Genomic DNA, 21976 nt, shown 5'->3' with positions numbered 1-21976 from the left:
CCAAAAATATGAACATTCTTTGATGAATATGTGATAAACTAGTGAAATTTACATGAAGAACTTATGACAGTTCATAAAAGATGGTCTATTTTTGGGGGAAATTTGTTATTATGTGAACGAAAGCACAAACTTAGTAAGTTTACAGTGAGAAATCTCACATATATGTTTACAGGAAGGAAGGTGGGCCTAGTGTTTAAGCGGTTAAGACCGTTTTTTGCGTTAGGACTTATGCTGTCCGTATTTTTCTTAGGCGGTTGCAGCAATTATATAGTTCTAGATCCGAAAGGACCTGTTGCGGCTCAGCAGAAGGATCTTATTCTTTATTCTATAGGATTCATGGCACTTATTCTACTTGTAGTGTATATCCTGCTCACGGTGATTGTTGTTAAATACCGTGAAAACAGAAAAGATATGTCCAACTGGGAACCTGAACAAGAGGGAAGCAAGAAATTAGAAATACTCTGGACGGTTATCCCGATTCTTATTACAATCGCTTTGTCTATTCCGACGATTAAGACCATTTATGATCTTGAGAAACCGCCACAGGCTTCTGCACACCAAGAACCGATCGTCATTACGGCGACGGCAGTTGACTGGAAATGGATTTTCTCTTATCCGGAGCAAGGCATTGAAACCGTCAACTACATTAATATCCCGGAAGACCGGACGGTGGAATTCAAGCTGACTTCAGCAGATTCCATGTCGTCATTCTGGGTTCCTGCACTTGGGGGTCAAAAGTACGCGATGCCAGGTATGGAAACAACGCTTTATCTGCAGGCGGATCATAAAGGCAAATTTGCAGGTCGAAATGCAAACTATAATGGTGAAGGATTCACCCACCAGATTTTTGATGTGAATTCTGTTTCACAGACTGATTTTGACAAATGGGCAAAAGATACGAAGAGCAAGGCGCCTGAGTTGTCTAAAAAGCAGTATGATCAGTTAATGCTTCAAGGCGAAGCCAAGAAGATGACATTCTCATCCACACATTTAAAATGGGTAGATCACGCTAAAGATAGAGACTATGCAGTGAAGACCCGTGAACGCTTAGGAGTAGTTCCGCAAAACCCGCACGGTTCAAAAGCGAAAGATGCGAACAAGCCGGAACAAGACTCTCATGGGGAATCTCATTCTCATTAATAGAGGAGGCACTAAATTATGAAATGGGATGAATTTTTTGTTACCGGTGACCCGCTGATTTACGGTGCGGACGTTTCCATCGGTTTAACAGTAATCGGACTTCTATTTTATCTGACATATTTTAAAAAATGGCAGTGGCTTTGGAAAGAATGGCTCACTACCGTTGACCATAAAAAGTTAGGAATCATGTACATCGCTTCTGCGGTTCTTATGCTATTCCGCGGTGGTGTCGATGCATTGCTAATGCGTACACAGCTTGCTGTACCGGATGCGAAATTCCTTGATGCCCAGCACTATAACGAAATCTTTACAACACACGGTACGATCATGATCATCTTCATGGCGATGCCGTTCTTGATTGGTTTGATCAACGTAGTTATCCCGCTTCAAATTGGAGCACGTGACGTTGCATTCCCTTATTTGAATGCCGTAAGTTTCTGGACGTTCTTTATCGGAGCAATGCTCTTTAACATCTCGTTCGTTATCGGTGGATCACCATCTGCTGGTTGGACAGCCTACATGCCGCTTGCCGGTAATGAGTTAAGTCCTGGACCAGGACAGAACTACTACTTGCTCGGTCTTCAGATCTCCGGGATTGGTACCCTGTTAACGGGTATTAACTTCCTGGTAACGATTTTAAAAATGCGAGCGCCAGGCATGACATTGTTCAGAATGCCAATGTTCACTTGGTCTGCACTCATTACTATGGTCATCATCGTGTTCGCGTTCCCTATTCTTACAGTAGCGCTTGCACTTATGACATTTGACCGTTTATTCGGAGCTCATTTCTTCACGCTTCAAGGAGCGGGGATGGATATGCTATGGGCGAACTTGTTCTGGCTTTGGGGCCACCCGGAAGTATACATCGTTATCCTTCCTGCATTCGGTTTGTTCTCAGAGATTATCAGTACATTTGCCCGCAAGGTGCTTTTCGGTTACAAAGCGATGGTATGGGCGATGGTCCTTATCGCAGCATACAGCTTCCTGGTTTGGGTCCATCACTTCTTCACAATGGGCTCAGGAGCAGCAGTTAACACTGCATTCTCGATCAGTACCATGCTGATTGGTATTCCGACCGGTATTAAGATCTTTAACTGGTTGTTTACGATGTACAAAGGTAGGATCTCATTTACGACACCAATGCTTTGGGCACTAGGATTTATCGTAAACTTTGTTGTCGGTGGAGTAACGGGTGTCATGCTTGCGATGGCTGCAGCTGACTACCAGTACCATAACACGTACTTCCTTGTATCTCACTTCCACTATGTATTGATCGCCGGAACAGTCTTTGGGTGTTTCGCAGGACTTGTATTCTGGTATCCGAAAATGTTCGGCTACAAGCTGAATGAACGTATTGGTAAATGGGTATTCTGGTTGTTCATGATCGGATTTAACGTATGTTTCTTCCCGCAGTATTTCCTGGGCCTTGATGGAATGCCTCGCCGTGTTTACACGTACAGCGCAGCATCAGGCTGGGGAGATCTTAATATGGTCTCTACTGTAGGAGCGTTCGTGATGGGTATCGGATTCCTGGCCCTTGTTTATAACATCTACTACAGCTTCCGTTACTCAGAGCGTGAAAACACTGGTGACTCTTGGGGTCTTGGACGTACACTTGAGTGGGCAACAACGTCAGCTGTACCGCCGCACTATAACTTTGCGGTTACTCCAACTGTAAAAGGTTTGGATCCGGTTGAGACTATGCGACATGAAAACCATGATGTAACACCAAAACTCGCTGATATTAAACCGATTCATATGCCTGATAACTCAGGAGTACCATTTGCTATGGCGTCCTGCTTCTTCGTTGCAGGTTTCGGATTAGTGTTCGAATGGTACTGGATGGGGATTGTCGGATTGATCGGCGTATTCATTACCCTAATCATCCGCTCATTTGATAAAAATGAAGGTTACTATGTAAGTGTTGAAGAAATAAAAGAAACTGAACGGATTACCGTTTAAAGGAGGCGTGAACAATGGCACATGCAGAAGTACACGATCATAACACGCCTTTAGAATATCAATCAGAAACCGGGCGCTTGAATATTCTCGGTTTCTGGATATTCCTTGGGGCGGAAATTGCGTTGTTCTCTACGTTGTTTGCAACCTATCTCACTCTGATGTACAGAACTGGAGATGGACCTACACCACATGAGCTCTTTGAACTCAAAGGTGTATTGATTGAAACATTCCTGCTGTTGACCAGTAGTTTTACATGCGGTATTGCGATTCATGAAATGCGTAAACGCAACAGAAAAGGACTATTTGTCTGGATGATCATCACGCTCGCACTTGGGGCTGGATTCCTGGGCTATGAAATCTACGAGTTCGTCACTTACGTACATGAAGGTGCTGCATTAGGAACAAGCGCGTTCTGGTCTGCGTTCTTCGTTATCGTAGGAACACACGGACTTCACGTAACAATGGGTATTGCATGGATTACCTTAATCTTGATACAGGTGGCAAGACGAGGATTAACGCCTCAGACGTCAGCGAAAGTCTTTATCTCAAGTTTATATTGGCACTTTCTTGATGTTGTGTGGATCTTTATCTTCACTGCCGTGTATTTGACAGGGATGGTGTTGCACAATGGCTAATCCACAAAATCAAGCTGTATCAAACGAACATGGCGGCATACCTTGGAAACACGTGGTTGGTTATATCCTGTCCATCGTTCTTACTGCATTAGCTCTATGGGTAACATTTAAAACAGGCTTTTCTAAACAAACCATTCTTATTATCATCTTTATCTTTGCGTTCTTGCAAGCGGCTCTTCAGCTTCTCATGTTCATGCATATGACAGAGAGCTCCGAAAAGAGCAACTCGCTTACCGGCAAAACCCAGACAGGAAACATCTTGTTTGCTGCATTCATCGCGATCGTTATCGTTGCAGGTACTGTATGGGTTATGTGGGCGGGCCATGCTAAGCATGACCATCATAAAATGGAAATGGATCATGGCAAGACGGAGATGGATGGCCATAAGATGGATAAAGACATGGAAGGTATGGATCACTAAATCTTCCTATAGAAGCACAAAGAAAGCTCCTTGCAGAATTCCTGCAAGGAGCTTTTTTATGGTTACTTATTTAGATTCACGGTAAATTTTACGTCGTTCTCTTTCACGACGGATAAACGGAATCGCATAGATTTTGAAAGCTGCAACATGAGCAAATACCACGTTGGCTACAAACACGATATTGAACAGCAGATGAGCCAGCGGATTCAAATCTCCTGCCAAGAAAAGCGCGACATAGAGCCACATGATCGCGATAAACGGAATCTGCCATAAAGCAAGCTTTCTATGATCGTGCCATAGGAATAGCGGAGTAGCCGTGGCCACGAATAGATATACAACATACACATCCATTACAATCAACTCCTTAAGTAGATGACAGCGTTTGCAATTGTGACGAAGTTAGGTCTGTTTTGTGAACATTTTGTTACATTTAGTATACCACGTTTTCAAAAATATACTACAGAAAATTTAGAAAATAGGACTATTTTCTATAAAAAATTCCAGATATACAGTTAGTTTGTAAGCTTTGATGACGTGTGGCATAAATGTTTCGGGTTTTTATGGTTGAGAAGAAGTCTGAATACTTAGTTAGAATCAATTATTTTGAGTTAGAATCAATTACTGGTCCTTTTGGTTCAATTATCTCCATCCTTCGTTCAATTATTCTCTCATTTGGTTCAAAAACGACAAAAGAGACGCTTTTCCTTATAAAAAAGCATCGCGCAAACGCGCCATGCTTTTTTAGAACTACCGATTATCTGATCTGTCCGTCACCGGTCATGCAGTACTTTGTCGTCGTGAGCGCTGGTAAGCCCATAGGGCCGCGTGCATGAAGCTTTTGGGTAGAGATGCCGATTTCAGCCCCAAAGCCTAGCGCAGACCCGTCAGTGAAGCGTGTAGACGCGTTATGGTACACGGCAGCTGCATCGATGCGGCTCATAAAGACTTCAGCTGTGTCAGCATCTTCTGTGACGATGGCTTCTGAATGCTTTGTACCGTAGCGGTCGATGTGTTCAATCGCTTCTTCCGTGCTCTCTACAGTTTTGATCGCGATAGAAAGGCCAAGGAATTCTTCTGCCCAATCCTTTTCGGAAGCTGGAACAGCATCGGCGAAGGCAGAAACAACAAACTCGTCGCCATGAACGGAAATTCCATGTTCCTTCAGCACGTTCTCCAGCACAGATTGATACTCATTGAGCCAGTCTTTATGAACGATCAAGGTCTCTGCTGCGTTGCACACCGCAGGACGGTCGGTTTTCGCATTAATGAGTATATTGAGGGCTTTCTCCAAATCAGCCTCTTTATCAACGTAAATATGGCAGTTTCCAACGCCTGTTTCAAGAACAGGAACCGTCGCTTCGTTCACAACCGTACTGATTAAAGAACCGCCTCCGCGTGGAATCAGTACGTCAATATGTTCTTTCATCGTAAACAGCTCACTTGAGGCTTTTCTATCTGTTGTTGCAATCAATTGAGCGGCATCAGCAGGAATACTGGTTTTTGCCAGCCCCTGCTGAATGACCTGGATAATGGCCTTATTGGAATGAATGGCGCTTGAACCGCCTTTTAAGACGATTGCATTACCTGACTTTAAAGCTAAGCCGGTAGCATCCACAGTGACGTTTGGCCGCGCTTCATAAATCATGCCAATCACTCCGAGCGGTACACGTCTTTGTTCAACCCTCATTCCGTTGTCGAGGGTCCATTCACTGACAGTCTCACCGACAGGGTCATCCTGGCCAGCTACTTGTCTGAGTCCTTCGGCAAAATCTGCAATTCTTTCCTTTGTAAGAGAGAGTCTGTCCATAAAGGCTTGGCTGAAGTCCTTCTCCCTGCCGTTCTGCAAGTCTTTTTCATTTTCATTTAATATAAAGGAAGCCTGCTCTTCAAGCTCATCAGCTAATATGAAGAGCGCCTCGTTCTTATCCTTTTCACTCAGTATGGCAAGTTCTTTTGCGGCCTTTTGCGCTGCCTTCGCCTGTTCTTTTACATTGGTTTTATTTTTCACTTCAGATTCTAAAATACTCATCCAACGCCTCCTTAAGATAATAGTGGTACAGCTAACTGGGTGTGGCACACAAGATCAGCATTATGAATGGCTTCTTGCGGATCAACATCGATAATGTCCGCAATCTCGTCATTGGAATGCCCTTTAATCTTGATCAGCTGTCTTGAAGAATAATTGCTCACACCTAGGCCGATCTGTAAGCCGTCCAAATCTTTAATTCGCACAACGGCACCTTTTTTAAAATAGCCTTCTACATATTCAATGCCGTCAGGATACAGGCTTTTGTGTTCTGCAATCTCGTCTTTTGCTTCATTCGATACAATAATTTCTCCTTCAGGACCGGAATGAAAAGCAATCCACTGTCTTCTGACATCCAGGTTTTCTGAGTCGTCTTTTGGTGTAAAGTACGTTCCTTTGGCTGTTTTCTGAACCGCATTATAGATAATGTGGGGTACTGCTGCATCCCCTAAAAATGAAGGAATGCCCGATGCCATCGCAATCTTGACAGCATCTATCTTAGAACGCATGCCGCCGGTTCCGACCTCACTTCCGGACTCACCGGCTGAAGCTTCAATTTCTGGTGTGATCTCATATACTTCTTCTAAAAGTTTTGCGTCTGGATTACTTCTTGGATCATCTGTATATAACCCGTCGATGTCTGATAAGATCAGCAGCTGATCGGCATTTACAAGCCCTGATACTTTTGCTGAAAGGGTGTCGTTATCACCGAACTTCAGACGTTCAACGGTAATCGTGTCATTTTCATTAATTATAGGAACGATACCGCGATCCAATAATACGTTTATCGTATTGCGCGCGTTGTTGTATCGTTTTCGGTCAGAAAAATCACTTCTTGTAATCAAGATTTGTGAAGCTGTATAGCCATGGGATAGGAATCGTTCAGAATAAGCTTCCATTAACAGCCCTTGGCCGATCGATGCTGCAGCTTGTTTTTCTGGAAGAGAAGTTGGTCTCGCAAGGCAGCCGAGCTTTCTGTAGCCGGCTGCCACAGCGCCAGAAGAAACAAGCAGTACTTCATGTCCTTCATCTTTAAGCATGACAATCTCGTCGACCAGCCGTTCCAATTTTCTGCGGCTGATTTCTCCATGCCTGCTTGTCAGTGAACTTGAACCGATTTTTACCACAATTCGTTTATTTTTAGTAGTAGATAAATTCAACTCTTTCACTCCTCATTTCCTCGTTTTTTCCCGTTCAATAAGCAACGGTTACGAGTATAACGAAGCTTCAAAATCGATACAACCGCTCATGCCGAGATAGTGCGGATACGGCCCAGAAAGAGAGAAAAACGGAGGATGCATGCTTTAATCGGACCAAAGGATGTGACAGGGTATGAGGGAATGGCAGAGGGAGAATTATGGAAGAATAAATCTTGCGGAAAATGCAAGAATCTGGGTGATTTTTAAAAGAAGCAGGCAAGCGAAACCCTTGACATGTAAGGGTTTTCATTCGTTTTCATAAAAAAAACAAGCTCAATGGGTGAGCTTGCCTTCAGTCATTTATTTTGTTGGCGGGATGACCCGTTTGATGAAGAAGGAAAGGATGAGGGCGATAACAGCGATTCCGGTTGCGACCATAAACGAATCATTGATTCCGTCTATGGCTGCTTGTTTTGCTGCTGTTCCATAGATCACTTGAACCCCAAGTGAACTTCCTGCTCCCCCGGGTAATCCTGCCATCTGAGCAAGTCCTTGCCCGAGCGCTGAAAGCTTATCAGCGATGTATGGATTTGCGCTCGTCACTACATTGGAATAGTCCGCCATGTGATACTCCTGGCGGTTGGAGAACACGGTAACGAGAAAAGCTGTACCGAGTGACCCCGCAACCTGGCGCATCGTATTGGAAGTGGCTGTTCCGTGGCTGTTTAAGTACCGCGGCAGCTGGTTCATTCCTGCTGTCATGACGGTCATCATCAAGAAGGACATACCGAACATACGGGATACATAAAGGAACAGAATATGTCCATACGTGGTATCGGTCGATAGATGGCTGAAACCCCAAGTGGTGATAACGGTAATGGTTAATCCGACAATCGCCAGCGGCCTTGCTCCAATACGGTCAAAGATCGCGCCGGAAATTGGAGACATGATGCCCATGATGATCGCTCCAGGAAGAAGTAAGAGCCCGGATTCAAAAGGCGTGAATCCTCTGATGTTCTGCAGGTAAATGGGAAGCAGGATCATGGCGGCGAACATGGCCATGTTGATGATCATGCTGATGACGGTCGTTAAGGCAAATACATCATATTTAAAAACTCTCAGGTCGAGCATCGGTTTGTCAGTCGTCAGCTCTCTATACGTGAAAGCGACAAGTGAAACGATACCGATGATAATGCTCGAAAGGACGATGGTGCTGGTCCAGCCTTTGTTTCCTGCTTCACTGAATCCGTAGAGCAAGAATCCGAAACCGAGCGTGGAGAAAAGGAACCCCGGGAAATCGAACTTAGGGCTTGATTTCTTGATAAAGTCCTTCATCCATGCAAAAGCAATAATAAGGTCGATCACACCAAAAGGAATAATGATATAAAATAAAAGTCTCCAAGAATAATTTTCAACGATATACCCGGAGAGCGTAGGGCCGATGGCTGGTGCAAACAGCATGGCAATCCCCATGGTTCCCATCGCCTGGCCGCGTTTTTCAATCGGGAAAACAGTAAGGAATACGGTCATCATCAACGGCATGATGATTCCAGCTCCTGCAGCCTGAACAACCCTTCCCGCCATCAGCATGCCAAAGGTGGCGGAAAGCGAGCAGATGACCGCTCCGGCTGTAAAAAGGAACATAGCGGTAATAAATAGCGTCCGTGTCCCAAACTTTTCAATAAGATAAGCGGTAATCGGTATACATACACCGTTAACGAGCATATAGCCTGTTGTAATCCACTGCACCGTGTTGGCAGAGACGTTCAAGTCGTTCATGATGTGGGGAATGGCTACATTCAGCAAGGTTTGGTTCAAGATGGCGATGAAGGCACCGAGCATAAGAACCGTAAGTATCTTGCCAACGTGAATCGGCTCATCTTTTTTACCGCTTTCCGTCCGCTGAATCGAGCGCTCTTCTGTATGCTTTTCTGCAGCAGATGTTACATACTCAAGTGCAGGCTCGGAAACGGCTGTATCCTCAAGTGTTTCATCAATGAGGACGTTGGACTCATCCGGATGGCCCGTAGCCCTTTCCGAGATCAGTTCGGTCTCTTCGCCCAGTTTTTTGCGTTTTGAGCGGATGGCCATATAGTTAACGGTCAGCAAAAGTATAACGCATAGGATGGCGTAGCCTGTTAAATAGATTGACATCATATCACCTACTTGTGAATCCGTACGGTTACATTCATTCCAGGTACAATATCCAGTCCTTGGTAGCTGTCTAATGAGATTTTAACTGGGATAACTTGAGTTACTTTTGTATAGTTCGCTGTGTTGTTTGAGTTTGGCAATAAAGAAAATGTATTGGCAGTAGCCAGGCCGATTTTTTTCACTTCTCCAGAAAGTGTATTGTCCGGATAAGAATCCACGTACACATCTACCTCCTGGCCAACCTTAACATCATTAATGTCCGTTTCTTTCACATTTGCTGTTACCCAAAGGCTGCTTAAATCATAAACATGCGCCAGCGGTGTTCCGGCTGCAACAAAAGAATCTTCAACTGCGGATTGCTGTACGACTGTTCCATCCTTTGGAAGAGTGATTTTGACCTTTGACATTCCTGCAGCTGCAGGGGTTGCTCCAGCTCCGGCTGAAGGTGCAGCAGAGATTGTACCGATTTCTTCGCCTTTATTAAATTCTTTTCCGAGGGAGCCTTTCCAATCGGTTAGTTTTCCACTAGCTGGTGCTGCAATCGTGACCTGTTCTCCTGCGATTTGGGCATTATCTGTTTTGATATAAGAAACGGATTGATTGTAGTAATAATAAGCTGCAATTCCGCCCCCAACTAAAATCAATAAAATTATTACGTTTAGTACAGCTAAACGTTTCATGTTCATTCCTGATTTTCCTCCTTGGTTGTCAATACGTCCAGTACTTGATGATGAATCCTGAGTAAATGGTCCTTATCTTCTTGCGGCATATCCGTCAATTCTATAATTTTTTTGGTAAAAAAAGAATTATTTCCAGTTGCTTCCTGAAGCTTTTCTTCCCCTTTTTTCGTGAGCTTAAGGGTGATGGCCCTTCGATCGGCAGAAGAAGTATGTCTTTCTAATAGTTCATGAGCGACAAGGCGGTCTACCACTCCGCTCATCGTGCTGTTGGTCAGCTTTAAGCTGCCTGCAAGCTCTCTCAAACCTAATTCAGGTGTAAGACGGATCTTGTACAACGCTTTGAGCTGTACAACGGTCAAGCCAGCCCGGTCGGCATCTTCCTTCATTAACGAATAGAGTGCTTTTTGTATTTGTATAAAGGAATCCAGCAGCTCATTATTGAGCAGATTCATTCCACTATCGTCTCCTCTTTCTAATAATGTTAACAGTTCGCATTGTAAATAGTTCGCATACAAACTATTTATGCACAAAGATTATAATAAATGCACAAGAATAATTTTGTCAATATAAAACTGCCATTTCAAAATTTATTTTGCCATTCGATTAGACTTAATACTCTTCTGCCTTCATTTACCTAATCATTTACAACTTCTATAAATGGCTGTAACTCCTTCAACATATAGTTGAGTTATTGTTGCGTTGAATCAATAAAAATTGGAGGTATGGCTTTTGAAACACAAAACAGTTTTATCTTCCTGTTTCCAGGCATTCGTGGCTGTGTCGATGTTGAGCACGATGATGATCCCTGGACACACGGTTCATGCAGAAGAACATTTTTCCCAGCCAAAAACCAAGCATACCGAACAGCTTCAGAAGGGTCTGGCTTACACCCATGCTGTTTATGGGGAAAATAACCCCAATGCTGAATATATGGTGGATGCAGCCTTTACCGAAACAAAAAAAGAAGCAGATGAACTTATGAAAGAACTTGAAGGCAAAGGATATGCTGCATCGGTAAAAACAGTCGCTGAACGGGCACAGGATGATCCTTTGCGCGGGACACCGCTCGGTTATCTTGTACGGACCGGGCCTTTTCAAAAGGAAACGGACGCAAAATCTGAACAAAAGAAGCTGGTTTCTGCAGGCTATAACCAATCAAAGGTCGTCTACATACCCGAAGATGGCGAAGAGGCTTCCGGGCCATGGACAGTCAGTGTCCTTGAGGTATCTCCTGAAAAGTGGAAAGGGAAGCTGCAGCCATCCCTGGCGAGCGGCATTGTACCTGACAGGGAAAAGCTGACGGATATGGCTGCCAAAAAGAAGGCTATTGCCGGCATTAATGGAGGATACTTTGTGATGGGATCGCAGGATGGAACTGAAGGCGATTTAGCTGGAGTTTCCGTCATTAACGGCGAGCTGATCAGTGAGGCGGTTAAGGGAAGAACGAGCCTGCTTATCGGCAAAGACAATACGTCTAAAATTTCCTCGGTCCGTACTAAGTTAACGGTTAAAGGTACAAAAGGCATGCCGGCTGAACTGGATGGTTTAAACAGGGATCCCGGACGTATCCGTGGATGCGGCGGCGTGGGTGATCTTGAAACTACACTTCCTAAACACGATTTTACGTGTACAGATGAGGACGAACTGATTCAATACAATTCTGTTTTCGGAAAAAGAGCTCCAGAAGGTCCGGGAGCTGAAGCAGTTATGGACAGTACGGGAAGAGTGGTAACTGTAAATAAGTCACGGGGAGATGATATTCCGCTTGGAGGCTCTGTTGTTGCAGGAACGGGCCAATCTGCGGCTTGGCTTCAGAAACATGCCGTCATCGGTAAAAAACTTTACGTGGAAAAAAGGGTCTTTGCAGATAACAAATCTGTTCCCGCGTCTGAAAAAATGGGCATCATCAATGGTGGCCCACGATTGCTGAAAAACGGAAAGGTAATTATAGATGCTACAAAAGAAGGGTTTCATCAGCCCGATGATCCTGAATTCTATTATCGTTTCGGTGAGCGGCGAAATCCAAGAACCATTGCGGGCATTAAGCCAAACGGTAATATCCTGCTCGTCACGGTTGATGGGCGGAGTCCTGGATACAGCATCGGCATGAATTTTGACGAAGAAGCCCAGCTGATGAAATCTCTGGGAGCTGTTGATGCGCTAAACTTGGATGGCGGCGGATCGACGGGTATGGTCAAGAACAGCCAGCTCGTTACCGATCCATCCGATGCAGCGGGTGAACGCCCGATTGGGGATGGAATTTTGCTTATTCCTTAATATAAAAAAGGCTGGACGCGTGGCAGTTTGTTTGAATGCCGTGCGCCAGCCTTTTTAGTGCTGTTTGTTGAGATGCTGTTTCGCCTGCCGGATCAGCTCGCTGACCATACGGCCGCCAATCTGTCCGCCAACAGTTCCCGCCTGTTTCGCGGTAAGCTGGCCGTTATAATCCTTTTGAAGAGGAACATTAACATCTTTAGCCACTTCAAACTTAACGCTGTCAGGCTGTGACGGATCGACTTGATAGCCAACATCCCTCATCACCTGGGCTTTTAATTGATCCAATGCTTCTCTTGCTTCAGGAACAAGCGGCCTTCGACTTCTTCTAGCCATGATTTTCCCTCCAGTTTCGTCGTACTTACGGTTAGTTTGCCCGTTTATAGGAAGATAAACCGCTGGAAGGGATTGCGGACGACTGATCGGGGTGGCTTACTTGCGAAAAATGGCTCGTTACTTGCGGTTCGACAAGGATTACTTGCGACTTTCCAATCTTTACTTGCGAGAATATAGACTTTACTTGCGATTTTGCTCCATTTACTTGCATAGCACGTCATTTTCATAATAACGTTTAATGCCAAAGTCCAGCGCTTTTCGGGCCTAACCGAACACTTCAGCACTTCCAACTAGGCATTATTTTTTTATTAAGTGCCATACTTGTTTTATGATAGGAACAATAGAACAATAAGACTTTCAAAAGAATGGGAGTGAGGTCTTTGAATACTCAGCATAACAATCAGCAGCTTGCGACTTTTGCGGGTGGATGTTTCTGGTGCATGGTTTCTCCGTTTGAGGAAATGCCGGGCATCATCAGTATCGTGTCAGGCTATACAGGCGGGCACACGGAAAATCCGACATACCAGGAAGTCTGTTCCGATACAACGGGCCACTATGAAGCGGTACAAATTACGTTTGATCCCGAATTGTTTCCGTATAAAAAGCTGCTGCAGCTCTTCTGGCAGCAGATCGATCCGACCGATCCTGGCGGACAATTTTATGACCGGGGCGATTCGTACCGCACAGCGATTTTCTATCATAATGAAGAGCAAAAGGAATTGGCAGAGGCCTCTAAGCAAGAACTTGCTAAAAGCGGCCGCTTCCAGAAGCCGATCGTGACTGAAATTTTGCCAGCCTCTGTTTTTTACCCAGCCGAAGAGTACCATCAGGGTTATCATAAGAAAAATCCGGCTCATTATAAACGCTATCGTACGGGTTCTGGGCGTGAAGACTTTATTAAAAGCCATTGGCAGTCCAAGCCGGACAAAAATGAACTGAAGAAAAAATTAACACCGATTCAGTACGAAGTCACTCAAAATGACGCAACAGAGCCTCCTTTCCAAAATCCGTATTGGGATCATAAAGAAGAAGGCATCTATGTTGATATTGTTTCTGGAGAACCGCTGTTCAGTTCTCTTGATAAATTTGACTCCAGCTGCGGCTGGCCAAGCTTTACGAAGCCTATGCGCCAAACGGATGTAAAGGAGAAGAAGGATTTCAGCCACTTCATGATTCGTACTGAAGTAAGGAGCAAAGAAGCAAATTCTCATCTTGGCCATGTGTTTAACGATGGTCCGAGGGAAGCAGGGGGACTGCGCTACTGCATCAATTCTGCGGCATTGAGGTTTATCCCGAGAGAGGACCTTGAAAAAGAAGGCTATGGCGAGTACCGCTCGATTTTCGAATAAAATCCATATTTTTTAAAAGCAGGCAGTGTGCAACTGTCTGCTTTTATTCGTTTACGCCGTTAAACAGGATGTGATTTGGGGAAGTCTAGAAAGATACAGAAGTTCCGGAAAGGAGAAGATCGATGTGGATGAGCAAAATTCCTATACAGAAAAACGAAAAAACGAGCATATCGAAATAGCACTAAACCAAGATGTGACTGGGAAAAAGATGACAACAGGATTTGAAAACTACAGGTTCAAGCACAACGCGCTCCCTGAAATCAACTTCAGCGAAATCGATTTGTCTTCTTCTTTTCTCGGAAAAACGATGAGAACCCCTTTCTTGATCAGTTCAATGACAGGCGGCACAGAAAAAGCGTATCAGATTAATAAGGCTCTCGCTTTGGCTGCGGAAAAACAAGGATGGGCGGTTGGATTAGGATCCATGCGGGCTGCCATCGAGAACGGGCAGACAGCCTACACGTTTCAAATCAGGAATTATGCTCCTTCTGTACCAGTCATCGCTAACCTGGGGGCGGTGCAGTTGAATTATGGGTATGGGCTGCGTGAGTGCATGAAAGCTGTTGAGGTTGCCGAAGCAGATGGGCTTGTCCTGCATCTTAACGGCATGCAGGAAATTTTCCAGCCGGAAGGAGACGTCAACTTCTCTAATCTACTGAAAAAAATTGAAGAGGCGGCGAAAAACCTGCCTGTTCCGGTCGGTGTAAAAGAAGTGGGAATGGGTATCGATAGGGAGACTGCCCAAAAATTGATCGACGCAGGAGTGCAGTTTATTGATGTAGCAGGAGCGGGCGGAACCTCTTGGATTCAAGTAGAAAAATACCGATCTAAAGACAAAATGCGAGAACAAGCGGCAGAAGCTTTCTTGGAGTGGGGAAATTCGACTGCGGAGGTTCTTAATGAAGTGAAAGGATGCTCGGCAGAGGTTCCTGTCATTGCAAGCGGCGGGCTGAATAACGGTGTGGACGCTGCAAAGGCACTGGCACTTGGTGCAAACCTTGCCGGCTATGGCCGTACCCTTTTGCCGGCTGCTATTGAAAATGAACATGCCATCATTTCAAAGCTTGATCAAATTGAATTTGAACTGCGGACGGCCATGTTTGGGATTGGGGCTGTTTCTGTTGCCGAACTAAAATCAACAAAACGGCTGAAAAAGCTTAAGAGCTGATTTTCACTTCTGGTTTGAGTATAGAAGCAATTTTATTATAAGGAATCGTAAATTCAGGAATTCCGACATAGTAAGGCGTGTATTCATAGCTTTGGTAATAGATGACGAGACCTGATTTTGTTAAATAAAAGTCATCCGTGTCTTTTACGCTCTGATAGGGCTGAATGAGCGGGAATTGAAATTTTTTGAACTGCTTTTTGATGAGGGCGGTGAGCCTTGTTTTATAATAGCTTCCTTCCTTTAAAAGATCACGCAGCTCATAAATGGTGCCGGTTTTTACATTCATCGTAATCGATCCCTGGAGTGTAAGGCCGTGGGCAGCATTTTTCCAATAGGCGTAATTTGTGAACACGATGCTCAGCCAGTCTCCCTGATTGAGTTTTACTTCAAATAAGCCTGTCATTTCTTCTAAATCCTTGCGCTTGATTCCGTTTTCATCCATCAGGCTGAATACCTTATCCTTTATCGCCTTGTTCAGCTTAATCTGCGTCTCGGTACTGGGCAGCCCAATGATTTGGGGATATTGAACCGTCGCTTTGTTATTTTGATATTGCTGGATCAGCAGATTGGTATAGGAGCGGGCTTCATACAAAAGGAACTCACCTCTTACTTATTGGTATTTAGAGATCGGCCCATAAGACTTTACCTGGCGATACTCAGGATAGACTGATTCAAATTGAATATAGACAGAAGCATCCTTATATTCCGGGTGTGCCTGGAAAAAGAAGCGGTCTCCATAGAAAAAAGCTTCCAGTACCCGCGGCAATTCGCTCATGAAAATCTCATTTCTTGTTTTGGCCTGGCTTTTACTTGTGTTTTCGTCCGCAATCAATACATAGCCGTACAGAATTTTTTCACGGTTAAATGTTTTCCATTCGGCAAAAACTTCATCTCTCATCTCGTTGGTCGTATCATAGGCAAATTCAGGCCCTGCCACGAGGAACAGCTGTGCCGTAGTATCAGAGTGAGTAAGTGTATACCGCCTTGGATATTTTGGATCCGCAGGATTTGCATTGGGACGATACTGGACATACAGCTTCTTGGGATCAAGCATCTTCATGAAAGTTCCTCAATTCCTTTTTGTTCAATGTATACAATCTCAGGGCTAAAGGTGAATAGAAAAGCTGAAGCGGCTGTTTAGCCCGGCATAATAAAAACCCCGGACCTTTGTCAGGTCTGGGGTTATTTTATAGCAATTAACGGCTTAGCTCGGATACTTTAACGAGCTGCTTGCCGAGGTTTTCTCCTTTAAACAATCCTAAGAACGCATCTATCGTGTTGTCAAAACCTTCTACGATATTCTCTTCGTATTTCAGTTTTCCTTCTTGGAGCCATTGTCCAAGCTGTTTCGCTCCTTCTTCAAAGTGAGAAGCATAGTTGCTGACGATGAATCCTTTCATCAAGGCGCTGTTGATGAGCAGCTGTCCTTGAATACGGGGGCCATGATCGGCTTTTTCAAGATTATACAGGGAAATTTGGCCGCAAAGCGGAATGCGGGCATTCTGGTTGAGCAGGCTCAATGCCGCGTCCGAAATTTCTCCTCCCACATTATCAAAATATACATCGACACCGTCCGGGCAAGCTTCTTTAAGAGCTTTTCGGATATTGCCTGCTTCACGGTAGTTTACCACGGCATCAAAACCAAGTTCATTTTTGAGATAGCTGATCTTTTCTTCAGAACCTGCAATTCCTACTACACGAGCACCTTTAATTTTAGCGATTTGGCCGACGGCACTTCCTACTGCACCGGCTGCACCTGATACGACAACAGTTTCCCCTTGCTGAGGATTGCCGATATCCAGTAATCCGAAGTAGGCAGTGAGGCCAGGCATTCCAAGAATACCAAGGTTAGTAGTGATTGGAGCTAGATCAGGATCAATCTTTCTGACTTGTGCATCCTCCGCGACTGAATAGAGTGCCCAGTCAAGATTTCCGATAACAAGGTCTCCTTCTTCCAATTCGCTGGAACGGGATTGAACAACCTCCGCCACAACTCCTCCGCTGATCGCCTTGTTCAATTCAAAAGGAGGAACATAGGATTTTGTATCATTCATTCTGCCTCGCATGTAAGGATCCACGGAAAGATAGAGCGTTTTAAGCAATACTTGTCCATTCTTCGGTTCAGGGATCGCAATGTCTTCAAATTTGAAGTTGTCCATCGTCGGCATCCCTTTCGGACGGCTCGTTAATAAGATGTGCTGATTTTTTTCTGCTGCCATTTTTTCACCAAACCTCTCATATTAATTGTCATGCCTGTTAGTCATGATAAAGGGATTTTCATAGGATGCCAATGAATATGCATTTTAGGTTTTCTTTAATAAATCAGAAACGGGTGATCGTTGTACAAAAGCAGGTTTACCCCTCGTGTTCATAGAAACTTAATAAAGGAGATTGGCAAAATGAATGTATGGCGGTGAGAATATGGAGCTGGAGCAATTCAGTGAGATCAAAGACTTTTATAAAAGCGCTGAATCATTTTTGATGAAGCATGAAGCAGCAGCGGAATTGATAACGTCCAGCTGTCTTGCTCATATGGAGGTTAAGGCATCAAGCAGCAATCCCCCTTTTTTATGCTGTATAAGAGAAGGCGGTGATATCCTGCTTACTGCCTTTATGAACCCTCCTCGTCCTTTGCTTATTTTCGGCAAAGAAGAAGCACTTCCCCTCTTGATCAAGAAGCTAGCCATGCAAGACTGGGGAATATCGAAGCTTACGGCACCTGCAAAACTTGCGCGTGCTTTTGCAGAAATGTGGCTGAGAGAAACGGGGAACAGCCACCGAATTTCCATGAGAATGATGCTGTACCGGCTTGAGCGGTTAACAGCCTTCACACCTACTCTGGGAAGAATGCGGCAGGCCAGCCTGAAAGACAGCGAGCTCGCAGGAAAATGGCTGTATGAAATGGGAAGTGAGACCCGATCGCTGTTGACAGAGCAGGAGGCGATGCAAACAGCCCGCCAAAAGATTCAGGAAAAGAGAGTCTATATTTGGGACTCTGATCAGCCTGTCAGTATGGCGGCAATTACGAGGCCTACAAAGAACGGGATGACGGTCAATATGGTGTACACCCCTCCAGAGCATCGGAGAAAAGGCTTTGCCAAATCATGCGTTGCAGGTCTTAGCAGGGAACTCCTTCAATCCGGCAGGAAGTTCTGTACGATTTATACCGATGAGACCAACCCTTCTTCCAACAAAATTTACAGTGATATCGGCTATGAAGAGATCGGCAGGTATACGGAGCTCGCTTTTAATCAGAAATGAAAAGGGGAATGAAAATGTCAGTACGTATTCGAACCGCACAGCAAGAAGATACTGCACAGCTGCGGTCGCTCATGCTTGAATATATTGTAGATTTCTACAATTGCCCTCATCCGGAAGATGAAAAGCTGAATGCGCTGATCAGTGTGCTTTTAAAAAAAGCGAGAGGCATTCAGTTTGTCGCAGAACATGGCGGAGAGCTTAAAGGCTTTGCGACGCTTTATTTTACATACAGCACGACCCGGGCGGCAGAAATCACGGTTATGAACGATCTGTATGTGGCCGAGGACAGCAGGGGAACAGCTGTAGCTGAAGGATTGTTCAATGCCTGCAAAGAGTATTCAGTAAAGAACGGCTATGCGTCCATGCTGTGGGAAACGGCAGATGACAACAAAAGAGCACAGCGTTTTTATGAAAAAATGGGCGGGAAACAAGGAAACTTCCTAACCTATTCGATCTAATGGTGCTGAAGGAACCTCATTCTACTTTTAGAATGAGGTTTTTTTGATTGGGAAACAATGCTCTTATGAGATTTGTAAAAAGGAGAATTGCAATGGGAGTGTTCGCAAAGCCAAAGCTTGTTGTCAGCCAGTGTTTAGAATTTGATCATTGCCGTTATAACGGTGACGTAATCCATCATCCAACCATCCGCAAACTAATGAGGCATGTTGACTTTCTGCCGGTATGTCCCGAAGTTGAAATCGGACTCGGAACACCGAGAGAGACGATCAGAATCGTTCTTCAAAATGGGGAACAGCGCCTCATGCAGCCTAAAACGGACAAAGACGTTACTGCCGATATGGAAAAGTTTTCAGATGCTTACCTCCAGTCTCTTCAGCATATTGATGGTTTTATTTTAAAAAGCCGTTCGCCTTCCTGTGGATTGAAAGAAGTAAAGCTGTATACCTCAACAGAGAAAGGTCCGGCCATCGGCTCAAGCAGCGGCCTTTTTGGCGGCAAAGTGCTTGAGCTGTATCCCCATTTAGCCGTAGAAGACGAGGGGCGCCTCAATAACTTCCTGATCAGGGAACGTTTTTTCACAAAAATATTCTTGCTGGCTGCCTACAGGGAACTGAAAAAAGAAGAGTCTCTACAAAGGCTGACGGACTTTCATGAAGTAAACAAGTATTTGTTTCTTGCCTACAGCCGCCCGACACAAAAGGTTCTGACGCGCATCTTGAAAAATAAAGAACAGCCAGAGGAATTGTTTTCATTGTATGAAAAGGGGCTGCGCCGCCTTTTTTTGAGGACGGCACGCTATGATTCCAGCATAAATGCTGCAAAGGAAATGGCAAAAGCATTTGACCGTTTCTTAAACGACAAAGAAAAATCATACTTTCTGGAGCTTACAGATAAAGTAGCGGAGAAAAAAGAGCCGTTTTCGAGCGTGATGGCACTGCTCAAATCATGGGCATACCGTTTTGAAGACGAAGAAATACTCCGCCAAAGCTGGTTTGAGCCCTATCCCGGTGACCTGCTTGAAATATCCGATTCCGGAAAAGGAAGAGATTATTAAACTTATAGAATCTCCTTTTTCCGCCTTTGTCTGCATGTTATAGTTGAATGAGACTTATGCAAAGAGGTGGAACACGTCGTGTTTTTACATAAAGGGGAAATATTGTTTCGTCAGGGAGAAAGCGGTCCGCTCTTTGAACTGAAAAGCGGGCTCCTTAAAGTGGTCCGTGTACATGAAGATGGAACCGCTTCACTGCTGAATTTGATCGTGCCTGGAGAAGTAATCCCGCACCACTCGCTAATCAGCGAAAAAGATTATCATGGGACGGCTATGGCTCTTCTTCCGGCCGAAGTGGAAGTGATTCCTGAAAAAGAGTGGTACAGGGAGCTCTCGGAGAACCCGGAAAAGTACCGGGAAGTGGCATTGCTGCTGCAAACAAAGCTTCGAATGATGCAGCAGCGCATCGACCAGCTGACCGCTGTCGCCACAAAAGAACGGGTGGATTTGCTGCAAAACTGGTTTCAGCAATATTTTCCGGATATGTCGGTAAAAGATGTGCTGACACAGGAGGAGATCGGCCAGTTTGTCGGCCTGCGCCGTGAAACGGTCAATCGTGTGCTGCGGCATCTATAGGACTATCACTTATGAAAAAAATTACATAATGTTTTTCCTATATTTTCTTGTAAGCTGCTCACACTAATGATGTATCACCAATCAAAGGAGGAATGAACATCATGAAACGTGTGATGATTTTAGCCACAGTACTCTGTTTAAGCATCGGGCTTTTCACAGGACTGGTACATGCAAACGCAGAAGGAAACAGTGGAAAACAGCCAAAACACCACATGCATAGAGACCATATGTGGAAAGAGCTTGCCCCTTACAAAGACAAGCTTCACGAGAAAAACCGATTGAAAATCCAGTATTACGAACTTAAGCAGGAAGCGCTGTTAAAAAAGGATACGATCCTCAGACTGCATACGGGGAATGAAAAGCCCGGTGCCTGGCACCAAAATCAGAACCATCAGGCAATGAAAAAGATCTGTCACGAGATGAAGGCTCTCCGCGATAAGGCCAAGACGGAAAAGAAAAATCTTAAGGCAGCAATCAAAGCGAAAGACAAAGCAAAAATTGAAACCCATTTTGATCAAATGCTGCTCATTCAGAAGCAGGTCAATCAAAAGCTTGCCGAAAGAAATGCAGTGTTGGATTCCATGATTAAAGAAATGAAAAAATAAGCAGCAGCCACTAAAAAAGGGGCTGTCCAAGAAGTCTGGTAGCTGTTGATCTCCGCTCCAGGCTGCTCGCTTTCCGCGGGGCGTGCGGTGAGCCTCTTGGCGCAAGCGCCTGCGGGAGTCTCACCTGTCACGCTAGTCCCGCTGGAGTCTCGCACCTTGCACTCCAATCAACTTTTCATTGAAGATTTTTTACGTCAAAGGAGCTGCCTGAAGGTCAATATTCGACTTTCAGGACAGCCCCTTTGTTTCTTCCTTGAATTTAAAGCTTCTTGCAAGATAAACAGGTGTGGATGCAGCAGAAACGATAAATTTTAGCAGGTAGGTCGTAATGAAAATCTCAAACCATACGTTCCGTTCATAGACCCATGCCCGAACAGTGCTTCCATCGGCTTTTGGGCAATATCGCTTTGAGCGGGTTCAAACAACAAGACCATCTGCATGATTACAGTTGTCATGATTAGCGTGAAAAAGCCAAACCAAACGGCTTTCTTCGCTTCTTTGGTGACCGTACTTTTCATTTAATAAGTCGGTAGAAAGGTATATTGCGGAATACAAAGTATTACCAAGTGTCATCACTAGACCGAACATCTCAATCGTTTTTACCACTTGGATGTTCGCCAGGATGGTAGCTGCTCCAACCCATACATATAAACCATTACGGCCAAACAGACGGTAACTGATTAAGAATAATATAAAGTTCACGGCAGCAAATAAAATACCGTAATAAACGTTAAACACGC

Annotated in this window: 22 protein-coding genes and 1 pseudogene; 12 read left to right on the top strand and 11 right to left on the bottom strand. The window is 44.6% G+C overall.

Annotation, left to right across the window (positions count from 1 at the left end):
- Window positions 1-189: 189 nt before the first annotated feature.
- The 4 genes from qoxA to qoxD are packed head-to-tail and all read left to right on the top strand — an operon-like array spanning window position 190 to window position 4158.
- Window positions 190-1140 carry a cytochrome aa3 quinol oxidase subunit II gene (gene qoxA / locus M1K46_RS04950; protein WP_062238149.1) on the top strand — a complete coding sequence of 317 codons (951 nt, stop codon included), beginning with the start codon at window positions 190-192 and terminating at the stop codon, window positions 1138-1140.
- 18 nt (window positions 1141-1158) lie between these two features.
- Entirely contained in the window at window positions 1159-3102 is a 1944-nt protein-coding gene (gene qoxB / locus M1K46_RS04945) for a cytochrome aa3 quinol oxidase subunit I (protein WP_256225178.1), read from the top strand.
- Between the two features lie 14 nt (window positions 3103-3116).
- Window positions 3117-3737: a cytochrome aa3 quinol oxidase subunit III gene (qoxC, locus tag M1K46_RS04940; RefSeq protein ID WP_053356370.1), complete on the top strand. Its 621-nt coding sequence runs from the start codon at window positions 3117-3119 to the stop codon at window positions 3735-3737.
- Window positions 3730-4158: a cytochrome aa3 quinol oxidase subunit IV gene (gene qoxD, locus M1K46_RS04935; protein ID WP_256225176.1), complete on the top strand. Its 429-nt coding sequence runs from the start codon at window positions 3730-3732 to the stop codon at window positions 4156-4158. Before qoxC ends, qoxD begins: the two co-directional genes overlap by 8 nt.
- 66 nt (window positions 4159-4224) lie before the next feature.
- On the opposite strand, the gene M1K46_RS04930 is transcribed toward qoxD, so the two are convergent.
- The 6 genes from M1K46_RS04930 to M1K46_RS04905 all read right to left on the bottom strand — a co-directional run bounded on the left by M1K46_RS04930 (window position 4225) and on the right by M1K46_RS04905 (window position 10609).
- Window positions 4225-4509 (bottom strand): spore morphogenesis/germination protein YwcE, encoded by a 285-nt coding sequence (locus M1K46_RS04930; protein ID WP_053356371.1) that lies wholly within the window; start codon window positions 4507-4509, stop codon window positions 4225-4227.
- A 403-nt stretch (window positions 4510-4912) separates the two neighbouring features.
- Window positions 4913-6187 carry a glutamate-5-semialdehyde dehydrogenase gene (locus M1K46_RS04925; RefSeq protein WP_256225174.1) on the bottom strand — a complete coding sequence of 425 codons (1275 nt, stop codon included), beginning with the start codon at window positions 6185-6187 and terminating at the stop codon, window positions 4913-4915.
- 11 nt (window positions 6188-6198) lie between these two features.
- Complete coding sequence (gene proB / locus M1K46_RS04920; protein WP_309144577.1) at window positions 6199-7344, bottom strand: glutamate 5-kinase; 1146 nt, start codon at window positions 7342-7344, stop codon at window positions 6199-6201.
- A 339-nt stretch (window positions 7345-7683) separates the two neighbouring features.
- On the bottom strand, window positions 7684-9477 hold the full coding sequence (locus M1K46_RS04915; RefSeq protein ID WP_256225173.1) for a DHA2 family efflux MFS transporter permease subunit: 1794 nt from the start codon (window positions 9475-9477) through the stop codon (window positions 7684-7686).
- 8 nt (window positions 9478-9485) lie between these two features.
- A complete protein-coding gene (locus tag M1K46_RS04910; RefSeq protein WP_256225172.1) occupies window positions 9486-10163 on the bottom strand; it encodes an HlyD family secretion protein in 678 nt (225 codons plus the stop codon).
- Window positions 10160-10609, bottom strand: a complete 450-nt coding sequence (locus M1K46_RS04905) for a MarR family winged helix-turn-helix transcriptional regulator (protein WP_256225171.1) — start codon at window positions 10607-10609, stop codon at window positions 10160-10162. Before M1K46_RS04905 ends, M1K46_RS04910 begins: the two co-directional genes overlap by 4 nt.
- Window positions 10610-10886: 277 nt before the next feature.
- Between M1K46_RS04905 and M1K46_RS04900 the strand changes: the two genes are divergently transcribed.
- A complete protein-coding gene (locus M1K46_RS04900; protein WP_256225170.1) occupies window positions 10887-12434 on the top strand; it encodes a phosphodiester glycosidase family protein in 1548 nt (515 codons plus the stop codon).
- A 54-nt stretch (window positions 12435-12488) separates the two neighbouring features.
- Here the strand turns inward: M1K46_RS04900 and M1K46_RS04895 are convergent, their stop codons facing one another.
- Window positions 12489-12767, bottom strand: coding sequence for an alpha/beta-type small acid-soluble spore protein (locus tag M1K46_RS04895; RefSeq protein ID WP_062238162.1), 279 nt, complete (start codon window positions 12765-12767; stop codon window positions 12489-12491).
- 380 nt (window positions 12768-13147) lie between these two features.
- On the opposite strand from M1K46_RS04895, the gene msrB reads away from it, so the two are divergent.
- Entirely contained in the window at window positions 13148-14116 is a 969-nt protein-coding gene (msrB, locus tag M1K46_RS04890; RefSeq protein WP_375162173.1) for a peptide-methionine (R)-S-oxide reductase MsrB, read from the top strand.
- Window positions 14117-14240: 124 nt separating this feature from the next.
- Window positions 14241-15284 (top strand): type 2 isopentenyl-diphosphate Delta-isomerase, encoded by a 1044-nt coding sequence (fni, locus tag M1K46_RS04885; protein ID WP_256225168.1) that lies wholly within the window; start codon window positions 14241-14243, stop codon window positions 15282-15284.
- Here the strand turns inward: fni and M1K46_RS04880 are convergent.
- The 3 genes from M1K46_RS04880 to M1K46_RS04870 form a co-directional block, all read right to left on the bottom strand.
- On the bottom strand, window positions 15274-15876 hold the full coding sequence (locus tag M1K46_RS04880) for a DUF3298 and DUF4163 domain-containing protein (RefSeq protein ID WP_256225167.1): 603 nt from the start codon (window positions 15874-15876) through the stop codon (window positions 15274-15276). The genes fni and M1K46_RS04880 overlap by 11 nt on opposite strands.
- 18 nt (window positions 15877-15894) lie before the next feature.
- Window positions 15895-16344, bottom strand: coding sequence for a staygreen family protein (locus M1K46_RS04875; RefSeq protein ID WP_256225166.1), 450 nt, complete (start codon window positions 16342-16344; stop codon window positions 15895-15897).
- Between the two features lie 136 nt (window positions 16345-16480).
- The gene (locus M1K46_RS04870; protein WP_091009977.1) at window positions 16481-17503 is read right to left on the bottom strand and encodes an NADP-dependent oxidoreductase; all 1023 of its coding nucleotides are present in this window, start codon (window positions 17501-17503) and stop codon (window positions 16481-16483) included.
- Window positions 17504-17687: 184 nt separating this feature from the next.
- On the opposite strand from M1K46_RS04870, the gene M1K46_RS04865 reads away from it, so the two are divergent.
- From M1K46_RS04865 to M1K46_RS04845, 5 genes are all read left to right on the top strand, one after another.
- A complete protein-coding gene (locus tag M1K46_RS04865; RefSeq protein ID WP_053356383.1) occupies window positions 17688-18545 on the top strand; it encodes a GNAT family N-acetyltransferase in 858 nt (285 codons plus the stop codon).
- Window positions 18546-18559: 14 nt separating this feature from the next.
- Window positions 18560-19003, top strand: coding sequence for a GNAT family N-acetyltransferase (locus M1K46_RS04860; protein ID WP_256225164.1), 444 nt, complete (start codon window positions 18560-18562; stop codon window positions 19001-19003).
- A gap of 92 nt (window positions 19004-19095) precedes the next feature.
- Complete coding sequence (locus M1K46_RS04855) at window positions 19096-20058, top strand: YbgA family protein (RefSeq protein WP_256225163.1); 963 nt, start codon at window positions 19096-19098, stop codon at window positions 20056-20058.
- 78 nt (window positions 20059-20136) lie between these two features.
- The gene (locus tag M1K46_RS04850) at window positions 20137-20631 is read left to right on the top strand and encodes a Crp/Fnr family transcriptional regulator (protein ID WP_062238176.1); all 495 of its coding nucleotides are present in this window, start codon (window positions 20137-20139) and stop codon (window positions 20629-20631) included.
- A 101-nt stretch (window positions 20632-20732) separates the two neighbouring features.
- A complete protein-coding gene (locus M1K46_RS04845) occupies window positions 20733-21236 on the top strand; it encodes a hypothetical protein (protein ID WP_062238179.1) in 504 nt (167 codons plus the stop codon).
- Between the two features lie 228 nt (window positions 21237-21464).
- On the opposite strand, the pseudogene M1K46_RS04840 reads toward M1K46_RS04845, so the two are convergent.
- Window positions 21465-21974 (bottom strand): annotated as a pseudogene (locus M1K46_RS04840) (queuosine precursor transporter).
- Between the last annotated feature and the right edge of the window lie 2 nt (window positions 21975-21976).

Origin of the sequence: Fictibacillus sp. WQ 8-8, assembly GCF_024494405.1 — a bacterium.
Lineage (GTDB): Bacteria > Bacillota > Bacilli > Bacillales > Fictibacillaceae > Fictibacillus_C > Fictibacillus_C marinisediminis.
This window is presented reverse-complemented; position numbering and strand designations above follow the sequence as displayed.

Bases quoted from the DNA above. Each gene is read 5' to 3' on its own strand.
- qoxB (WP_256225178.1), top strand. From the start codon at position 1,159: ATGAAATGGGATGAATTTTTTGTTACCGGTGACCCGCTGATTTACGGT.
- M1K46_RS04865 (WP_053356383.1), top strand. From the start codon at position 17,688: ATGTATGGCGGTGAGAATATGGAGCTGGAGCAATTCAGTGAGATCAAA.
- M1K46_RS04875 (WP_256225166.1), bottom strand. From the start codon at position 16,344: ATGAAGATGCTTGATCCCAAGAAGCTGTATGTCCAGTATCGTCCCAAT.
- M1K46_RS04860 (WP_256225164.1), top strand. From the start codon at position 18,560: ATGTCAGTACGTATTCGAACCGCACAGCAAGAAGATACTGCACAGCTG.
- M1K46_RS04930 (WP_053356371.1), bottom strand. From the start codon at position 4,509: ATGGATGTGTATGTTGTATATCTATTCGTGGCCACGGCTACTCCGCTA.
- M1K46_RS04870 (WP_091009977.1), bottom strand. From the start codon at position 17,503: ATGGCAGCAGAAAAAAATCAGCACATCTTATTAACGAGCCGTCCGAAA.
- qoxC (WP_053356370.1), top strand. From the start codon at position 3,117: ATGGCACATGCAGAAGTACACGATCATAACACGCCTTTAGAATATCAA.
- M1K46_RS04845 (WP_062238179.1), top strand. From the start codon at position 20,733: ATGAAACGTGTGATGATTTTAGCCACAGTACTCTGTTTAAGCATCGGG.
- M1K46_RS04915 (WP_256225173.1), bottom strand. From the start codon at position 9,477: ATGTCAATCTATTTAACAGGCTACGCCATCCTATGCGTTATACTTTTG.
- M1K46_RS04895 (WP_062238162.1), bottom strand. From the start codon at position 12,767: ATGGCTAGAAGAAGTCGAAGGCCGCTTGTTCCTGAAGCAAGAGAAGCA.
- M1K46_RS04855 (WP_256225163.1), top strand. From the start codon at position 19,096: ATGGGAGTGTTCGCAAAGCCAAAGCTTGTTGTCAGCCAGTGTTTAGAA.
- M1K46_RS04925 (WP_256225174.1), bottom strand. From the start codon at position 6,187: ATGAGTATTTTAGAATCTGAAGTGAAAAATAAAACCAATGTAAAAGAA.
- M1K46_RS04905 (WP_256225171.1), bottom strand. From the start codon at position 10,609: ATGAATCTGCTCAATAATGAGCTGCTGGATTCCTTTATACAAATACAA.
- M1K46_RS04910 (WP_256225172.1), bottom strand. From the start codon at position 10,163: ATGAACATGAAACGTTTAGCTGTACTAAACGTAATAATTTTATTGATT.
- qoxD (WP_256225176.1), top strand. From the start codon at position 3,730: ATGGCTAATCCACAAAATCAAGCTGTATCAAACGAACATGGCGGCATA.